This is a genomic window from Streptomyces sp. NPDC026515 (assembly GCF_055567595.1).
In genome coordinates this window covers 1-2,873 of record NZ_JBVHQD010000054.1, presented here as the reverse complement: position 1 = coordinate 2,873, position 2,873 = coordinate 1, and the positions used below count along the sequence as shown (strand labels likewise).

General features: G+C 70.9%; 1 pseudogene. It reads left to right on the top strand.

The features are described 5' to 3' along the window. Positions 1-2,873, top strand: a pseudogene (locus ACZ4O3_RS44020) (hypothetical protein); the annotation flags it as partial.

Here is a 2,873-nt window from a genome sequence, read left to right as displayed (position 1 = left end):
ACCTCACCGACCTGCGCCGGCTCAGCCTCAAGGAACGGCCCCGGCTGCTCGGCGGCACGTCCCTGCCCGCCGACGGCGCGACACCGCCGCCCGCGAGCGCCGCCCACGGCGCCCACGGCGAGAGCGGCGCGGCCTCCGTGACGCCGCCCAGGCGGCTGAACGAGATCCTGGCCGACCAGACCAAGGCCCACCAGGAACTGCAGCAGGCGGAGATCAAGCAGACGCAGACCGGCAAGGACGCCGGCAAGATCGCGGAAGCCAGGACCAACCTGGCCGAGGCGGACACGAAGCTCAAGGGCACCACCCGCGAACTCGACGAGGCGCTCCAGCACGAACTCGACAACCGTCTGCTCTCCCAGCGTGAACTGAACCAGCTCGTCGACCAGTTCGCGGGTGCCGGGGACATCGAACGGGCCCGGAAGCTGCAGGCCCACGCACAGGACCTGAACGCCGCCTCCCGCGGCGCGGGCGACGGCCCCGTGCGCTCGGACCAGTTCATCAGGACCGGCGAGGAGATCCACTCCCAGTCCGTGACCGTCCGGCGGCTCGCCAACGAACTGGAGAGCCTGGTCACGGCGGGCGCGACTCCCCACAGTGAACTCAAGGGCCTGGCCGAGGGACTGGAGAAGGCCGCCAAGGACCTGGACGCGGCCCTCCAGGGCCATGTCACGGACGCCGCCCGTTTCGGGGGCACCTACACCCTGCGCAACCAGCACGCTCCCGTCGCCGCCGTGGCCCACCATCTCGCGGAGCTGGTCGACGACGCCGTCAAGGCGGCGAAGCCGGGCGACGACCTCGTCCTCAAGGGCTTCCTCGGCACCGACGCCTCAGTGGCACGGGTCCAGCGCGGCATCCCGGACCTGCTGCGCCGCTACCGCGAGAACCAGGCGTTCGGCGACGTGCACTCCGGCGAACAGTGGAAGGCGGTCCTGCCCGGGACCGAGGCCCAGTGGCAGAAGGTCTTCGACGACTTCGACGGCTTCGACAAGCTGTCCCGGTCCCAGCAGCACGACTTCGTGCGCAAGCTGTCCGAGAAGAACATCGCGGACCTGCGTACGGACGTCCAGGGCCTGCTGAAGGACCTGCCGGAGGCGGACCGCCTGAAGTTCCAGCAGCTGCGGGAGAAGCTGGAGGCGCTGCCGTACCGGATCAAGCACGCGACCCCGGCCTACCATGCCATCGCCAACAGCGGAGTGATGTCCTCGCAGGGCGACCTGGCCCGACGGGGCGTCAGGTTCCTGGCCTCCGGCAAGAGTTCGGCGAAGAACACCTCCAACCTCGGCAACGACGACTTCGTCTTCTTCCGCATGGAGGTCGGGGACAAGCCGATGGCGACCCGGTACGGGCCGACCACCCTCGTCTTCGACGCCAAGGTCCTGGAGGAGAAGGGCGGCTGGGTCTCGCTCCACGACCAGCTGCACCCGCTGGACCGCGACACGATGAACCAGCTGAAGTTCGGCGACGACACCGTCCGCGGCGCCAAGTACGACGAGGGCTTCGACGAGGTGGGCAAGCGGGGCCGCTGGACGTACGAGTACCCCGGTGGGCGGACCCGGCAGGTCTCCTTCGAGCAGGAGGTCTTCCACGGCGAGCACGTGCAGGAGGCGCTCGCCCTGTCGGTGGTGCGCGAGGTCCACCTGATCGGCGGTGCCTTCAGGGACGACGTCTTCCGGCTGCTCGCCGACACCACGACTCCGGAGGAGCTGGGCTCGGTCATCTCCAAGCTGTACCGGCCCGAGGCGAAGTTCGGCTCCGGGCTGCCGATCAATCCGCACGGGAGCCATGTCACGAGCGAGTGGCCGTCACCGCTGGCGGTCCATGACGCGGACGGCGACGGACGCTATCTCGCCGACGGCTCGGTCGATCCCGCCGCACGGGCCGCCGGCAAGGCCTTCGACGAGGCGTCGGACCGGGTGCGGCAGGCCGACAACGCCTTCAAGAGCGGCAACGCCAAGGCGCAGCGTTACAACCTCAACAAGGCGCAGCCGCACGCCGAGCAGGCGGTCAAGCTGACCCAGGAGTTCCACGCGGCCTCCGTCGGCGAACGCAAGGCCATGGCGCAGACCCTGCTCGACCAGCGTGAGCAGCTCCTGAAGGACATCAACGGCCGCCTCGACGCGCTGAAGCCGCAGAACAGGCCCGAGGGCAGCGCTGCGCAGCCCAGGCCGGTCAGGAACCAGGGCGCGGGGACCTCCTCGTCGGCCGCCGTGGCGGACGGCCCCAACCTCAGCGAGCTTCCACGGGCGGCCGAGGACGCGCTGGGTGCCGTACCGGGGATCACCGAACAGATGAAGAAGATGGTCCGGGCGCTGGGCAACTCGGACGGCTTCCGGTCGCTGCCGGACTCCAGGGTCGGCACGCAGACCACGCAGGCCGTGGACCTGGGCAGGACCGGCTTCGACAAGGCGTACAAGCACCTGCACCGGGCGGGCCTGGTGGTGGGCGACTCCGAGGGCCTCCGCTTCACCCCGGAGGGCCGCCGGCTGTTCCTGCCGCCGGGCTCCGAGACGAAGACCCCCGCACTCACCGCGGACGGCCTGCCGTCCCACACCCCGGACACCCCCTCCCCGGCCCCGCACGCCCTGGACACCGGCTCACCGGCCCCGCACGACCTCAGCACCCACTCCCCCGCGCCGCACGACCTGAACACCCACTCCCCGGCCCCGCACGGTCTCGACGCCAACGCGCAGGCACCGAGCCCGGTCCGCGGCACTGCGGAGACCACGCCGGCGCCGCACCAGGACACCGCGCACTCCGGTGGCCAGGAACTGCCCGGGAACGGTTCCCGGCTCACCCCCGCCCAGATCCAAGAGGCCTGGTTCCGGGACGGCCAGCGCGTCGACGCGCTCTTCGGCGACCTCGACGACCCCCTG